General features: G+C 37.7%; 6 protein-coding genes. All 6 read right to left on the minus strand.

The window, feature by feature from the left end; translation table 11 throughout:
* Window positions 1–814 (minus strand): hypothetical protein (locus tag H5058_RS17825; protein WP_182679321.1); only part of this gene is annotated, 814 nt, incomplete at its 3' end.
* Between the two features lie 98 nt (window positions 815–912).
* Window positions 913–2,343, minus strand: coding sequence for a DUF3150 domain-containing protein (locus H5058_RS17830; RefSeq protein WP_182679323.1), 1,431 nt, complete (start codon window positions 2,341–2,343; stop codon window positions 913–915).
* A gap of 445 nt (window positions 2,344–2,788) precedes the next feature.
* Complete coding sequence (locus H5058_RS17835; protein ID WP_182679325.1) at window positions 2,789–3,964, minus strand: AAA family ATPase; 1,176 nt, start codon at window positions 3,962–3,964, stop codon at window positions 2,789–2,791.
* A 102-nt stretch (window positions 3,965–4,066) separates the two neighbouring features.
* Window positions 4,067–4,882, minus strand: coding sequence for a hypothetical protein (locus tag H5058_RS17840; RefSeq protein WP_182679327.1), 816 nt, complete (start codon window positions 4,880–4,882; stop codon window positions 4,067–4,069).
* 98 nt (window positions 4,883–4,980) lie between these two features.
* Window positions 4,981–5,238: a hypothetical protein gene (locus tag H5058_RS17845; RefSeq protein ID WP_182679329.1), complete on the minus strand. Its 258-nt coding sequence runs from the start codon at window positions 5,236–5,238 to the stop codon at window positions 4,981–4,983.
* Window positions 5,239–5,246: 8 nt separating this feature from the next.
* Window positions 5,247–5,447 (minus strand): hypothetical protein, encoded by a 201-nt coding sequence (locus H5058_RS17850; RefSeq protein WP_182679331.1) that lies wholly within the window; start codon window positions 5,445–5,447, stop codon window positions 5,247–5,249.
* Window positions 5,448–5,691: the final 244 nt, after the last annotated feature.

A 5,691-nucleotide genomic window follows, 5' to 3' on the forward strand; every position in this document is an offset into this window, starting at 1 on the left:
TATCATCGCTAGAGTCGCCTGTTTGGTTATCATCGCTAGAGTCGCCTGTTTGGTTATCATCGCTAGAGTCACCTGTTTGGTTATCATCGTCACTTTCATCACCGCTTGAATTATCATCTTGCTGATCTGAATTGTTATCATTTTGGTCTTGTTGCTCTTGACGTAATATTTCTACTACTTCTAAAGCTAAATCGTAACCATCTTGAGAACCTAATTGTGAACCTGAGCGTTTGGCAACATCTAAGAGCTTACTAAAAACATTTGGTAATGATTTCATTAGTAGCTCTGATGCTTTGTCAGAGTGAGATTTTATCGTGTACTGATGCAAAAAGTGGTATCGGCCATAATACAAAAAGAACATCTGTATTTTTACTGCTAAGGAATGTTCCTCAGTAATAAAAGGAAAATAGCCCTTTTTAATAATTACTCTTACCAATTTTTCCAAATTTTGTCTTGCACCCGGGTATTCATCACCTACTAACTTTTCTATACGTATATCTTCAAAAACATTGCTAAGCACACTAATAAATTTATTGTGTGCGTACTCAATACCAACTTTGAAATCTGTATGTTTATAATGACCATTTTCATGATCTATCATACCTTCGAGCATATCTAAGTATTCAGGGTCCTCAAAATCACCTATTGGCAACCTTGTGAAAACACCGTTAGTACATGCATCTGATCCAGTAATTGATATATTGCCTGAGCGACCCGTATTCATTTGCTGCAGTAAAGTAAACTTCCTTAAAAGTGCACGTTTACGCTTTGCTATGATAGCCGAGTTAGTGTTTTGATTAGTTATATTAAACATGTATTCCTCCACAATGGGTTTATTGGTTTATTTAAACCCATCGGGAGAAACACTAATCCCAACAGGGATAATGCTCCCCTGATGGGTTATATATTTAATTAGAAAAAGAAACCGCTAGTAGTCACGGTATGTGACGGTACGCTTTTTTCTTCTTCAATACTCTCAACATTAATATCAAAATCACTTTCAACAGCCACTTCATCTTCGAAATAAATATCATCTTCGAACATTAAAGCTTCTGCTTCGGTGTTATGACTTTCATTAACTGTAGCGTTAATAAACTCTTCTGCTGCTTGTTCTGCACCTAAAGAGCTTTCGACTACAGGTTGAGCATCTACATTTACTTCATCAACTGGTTGTTGTTGAGCAGCTGTAGTTTCAATAGCAACTTTAAGTGGGTCAATTGCATTAGTTTGCGCTTGGACTTCTTGCGGTTGCTGTTTTTGCTCGGCCTTTTTACGACGAATTGCCTCAAGTTGCGCTAGCAATAGAGCTTCTTCATCTAACTCATTAATATCTGCGTGTTCTGCAGTATTAGTGGTTACATCTTCGCGTTGTGATTGTTCGACCTCAGCTATTTTTGCCGCTAATTGGTTTATACCAGAAGCATGCAGTTTTAACTTATGTGGGTCAGTCATCATCATTATGTGTTGCATTAACACAGAGAAGTGCGAGCCTTTTATTTTTCCTGATTGCGGTAATGCTTTTTCAAGTAAGTCATCAAAAACATCGACAATACCTTCAAAAACCGAATCGATCATATATAAGGAAAACACTTTATCGCGTAGACGGCGTATAGGGCGTTTAATATCTTGAGTACATTCTTCTTTAAATGAACCTTTTGACATACCATCTTTGATTGTTAACGAATCTTTCAATAAGCTTTGAGCTTCTTTTGAAATATCCTCAAAGAGTTGAGCAGCTACCTCACCTACCATATCTGATAAGTCAGCTTCTACTCTTGGTGTGAAACGCATAGGCTTATAAATGCGTAGACGAAAGCGCGAGCGCACTTCTTCTACAGACATATAGCCATCACGTATAACGCTTTCAAGGCCGGGGTGTTTATCGCACCATTCAGTGATTAATTGCTCATACTTACTACAAAAGTCTTCGACTTTTAAGTTGTACTCTGCAATATCAACTTCGGCTTCTTTCATTAAATCAGGAAGTAAAGTGTCAGCAACAAGATAGTTACCTAAAAATTTAACTCCATATTTATTGAATAAACGACTCATACGTGACGCAAACTGGTTACAAAAGCTTAAATGAGTTTTTGTATCCAAAAGCGACTTGCGACCAGGTGAAACTAGATCACTTGGTAGTTCTACATTAGCTCCGCTTGTATCAAGTGCTGATACTTTACCTTCACTAAATGTTTTTTTGCCCGACCAGTTACGAATTTCATAACCGATTATTGAACAGCCTTGCTTCAATTGTTCATGTTGATTCAACATTGTTTTAGTAGCATCAGCTGCTTCTTGAGCAATTGCATTAGGTACATCAGTGTTAGCGTTAAAGTTAGTCATGGTATTCCTCCGAATATAATTTTGGTTAACACCCAAAGGAACACCAGACGTAACTACCCCATAGGGAAGAAATTCTGTGTTCCCTATAGGATATGGTTTATTTAGTTTTAAATTGTATAAAAACTACATTTAGCTGCATTGAACCGGTTAGCATTTGTTGCTACATAACCTTTTCGTTGCTTCTCACGTAATTTAGTATTGATATAGATTTCAGCTTTCATAACATCGTTATTAAAATCTGTATCTATTGGTTTATGGTAGTAAATCAACTGGGAGCCACTAGGTTCAGTAAACCAAGTATGTACGCCTCTCGAATCATATCCGATAGCCCACACCTTGCTTTGACCATTACCTAACGGTGCTTCTAATACTGTAAAACTTACATTAGAAACATCTTGCTCAGGTGAAGAGCGGTAATCTCGTTCACCTTTTGCTTCTCCCTCACTTACTTTCCCAAATTAGTGTCACCTTCATCTGGTTGATTGAAAGATTCACCAAATATGCGCTGACAGATTGACATTACTGCTGGTCTATCGTCGTCGTCTAGGCTGTTACCGAATACGAAGTCAAATGACTCTTTAATTGGAACTGATTTAGCACCAAAAATATTCATGTAATCAGCCCATGCAACAAGCACACGGGTAGAAAATGCACAACTTAAACGCTCAGTTGGTAACTGAAGTTTACTAAGTTCTTCAGGCGTAAGGGCGTTAGCTTCTAGCTGTGGCGCTCTTAATGCTTGACGCATTTCCTTAGCAAGTTTCACCATTTTGTGGCGAGTCTTCTTACTTATACTTGGGTATGAAGCACTGATAATGCTGTCTTCAATTGCCTCTGATGGGTAGTCACACTCAATAAACGCAAAACGACGGCGAAATGCCTCATCTAAACGTTGACTTGTATGATAACGACCTGTCATATCACCACCACCATTCGTATTGCCGGTTGCACAAAAACGAAAGTTAGTATGAGGTTCAATGATTTCACCAGTGTCATCTAGTTCCCAAGGTTTGTATTCAGCTGGTGTATGTAATTTGCTCAGTAAATCACCTGAACCTTTATCACATTCATCCATAATCTGAACCCAACCATATTTCATTGCTTTAGCAAGTGAGCCGTAACGATAAGGTGTTTTATCACCATACAGTATGTAAGAGCCTTGTACCTTTTCAGGTCTAAGACTTTCGTTTACTGAAGTTAAAGTTACTGGCCAGTTCAAGCGATCTGCAAACCAAAGTAGCATTTCTGTTTTGCCTGTACCTGTTTCACCGAACATAAACATAGAAAGTTTACGTGTATTTGCACACCACCAAGCAAGTAGCGGTCGCAATACATCACGTTGAGGGATGTAAGACGGGTTCGCTTTAATGCATTTAGGGTGACGATGTTTAGGACGAAGCACCTTAATGACACCTTTCGGTACATGAGGGTAGAAAACTTCTCCGGCATCAACTTCTTCCATTTCACTCCAACGAGGATCGCCATAGACAATATCCTCAATTACAGGGTTTTTCAGGTCCAGTAATTTAACCAATTGGTCGTTAGACATTTGGCGAGCTGATTCACGAGTAATAACGTTAGAAACTGATTTTATTGCTTGAGTGTTGTTTGCTGTATTCATTATAAAATTCCTCCACAGGATAATTAAACCCGCGCAGGACAAACGTAACTTCCCTAAAGGGAGTTAATATTTGCCCTTTGGGGTGAGTTGGTTTGTTAAAAATTAAATGCTGTAATCTTCATCAGATGGATTCTGAATAAAGTACAGTTTTGGTTTAGTACGATTGATTACACCCGAAATATCTAAGCCAATTTCATTGGATAGATTTTTGAGTTCATCAGATTGCATAAGTTTGTAGATTTTTTCCCATTTTTCTTTGCTATTTCTAGCTTTGCGAAATTGAGATAAAAACCAATCTGCTAGCTGATCTTTAAATTGACGAGAATTAAACTCTCGACGAGGTAGACCGCTTCTAGCAACTAATTCAATTACGTTATTATCTAAACTTGTGAGTGAACTAACAATTTCACGAGTTTGACTGATAAAATCATAATTATTTAGTGCTAAGAGTACGCCATCACGAATATCGTCAGGACTGTATGCAACGGCAGCACAAAGATCTTTAAAAGACTCTGATTCTTGCCATTTCAATATTTCCATTCGACCAGTAGAGCCCGGCTTAGTTTGACGTAGCATTTTTAGATGTTCGTTTAATATACCGTCCCAAAGGTCGTGTATATCTTCGTCCGTCCAATTAATAACTAAGTCATCAGCCTTAGAGTCATACTCATGATTTAACATTAGTAGATGTTCAGGCAGTGCATGGGATGCTTTGTGGTGCCTTACAGTAATGCCATTTTCTGCATTTACTATAGTGGCTTTTCCGTTAGGTAATGTAACTGAATTGCTGTTGCAATCTTTATTACGTTTCCTAGATTTTGTACTTCTAACTCTTTTAGCTTTTTGTTTGAACATTGGTAAATCAGGATCATGACCAAACAAATCTATTTGAGCTTCACTACCGGTAAGTAGTTGCATGTTAATTCCTCCACGATATTAAAACCGCAAAAGCAAGAAACACACACTACCGGTAGGCAGGAAGATGTTTCCTGCAGTGGCAGCTGGTTTATAAAAAATTAAATATTGTCTGTTTGTAAGCCTAATCTTTGTTCACATTCGCCTTCGATTTGAATTAAGCTTTTGCCTAATTGTTCCTCTACTAACTCTGAAAACTTGCGTCCTTTATCAGTACGTTCTTCTGTCATTACAAAGCGTTGTCGGCTCGAAATAGAGAAGTAAATATGCAACCGTTTGGAAGCACGTTTGTGACCTACTGTTCTATGACGTAAGATTTTTCCTTTACAAAGCTTTGCTAACTCTAAATGTAAACGCATAACTTTCCTTAACTAGCTGTAAAGTAAAGTTCGTTCGCTCGCATATTTGCTCTTTCAGCCATTTGTAACAAACAACAACGTAACGATTCGTCTCTAGCTGAATTAGATTTTCGTCTAAGTCGTGAGGCTCGGCGTTTTAAATAAGCTGATGTTTGTTTAATGTTGTCTGAGTTAGCTGGGTTAACAATATTGGTTGGTTGTTTTTGCATAATGAACTCCACATTGGTTTAAATGAGAGCACATAAAGCAATCCAAATGGAGGCTGTATGTCGCTCCCATTTGGGTAGTAGTATTTTAAGTAAGATAAATTTTGAATTTTAATAAAAGAAATAATTATTGATTACTACTTCCATAAAATTCAGTGTTTGTCCATTCATCTTTTTGTGTTTGGTTGTTAGTTTGCGATTGTTGCGGAGCAGTATTGTTAGCATATTGCGGAGCAGTATTGTTAGC

Origin of the sequence: Pseudoalteromonas sp. SR45-4, from assembly GCF_014163535.1 — a bacterium.
Taxonomy (GTDB): domain Bacteria; phylum Pseudomonadota; class Gammaproteobacteria; order Enterobacterales; family Alteromonadaceae; genus Pseudoalteromonas; species Pseudoalteromonas nigrifaciens.

Excerpts from the sequence above, each read along its gene's own strand:
- H5058_RS17830 (WP_182679323.1), bottom strand. The coding sequence starts at position 2,343 with ATGACTAACTTTAACGCTAACACTGATGTACCTAATGCAATTGCTCAA.
- H5058_RS17840 (WP_182679327.1), bottom strand. The coding sequence starts at position 4,882 with ATGCAACTACTTACCGGTAGTGAAGCTCAAATAGATTTGTTTGGTCAT.
- H5058_RS17850 (WP_182679331.1), bottom strand. The coding sequence starts at position 5,447 with ATGCAAAAACAACCAACCAATATTGTTAACCCAGCTAACTCAGACAAC.
- H5058_RS17835 (WP_182679325.1), bottom strand. The coding sequence starts at position 3,964 with ATGAATACAGCAAACAACACTCAAGCAATAAAATCAGTTTCTAACGTT.
- H5058_RS17845 (WP_182679329.1), bottom strand. The coding sequence starts at position 5,238 with ATGCGTTTACATTTAGAGTTAGCAAAGCTTTGTAAAGGAAAAATCTTA.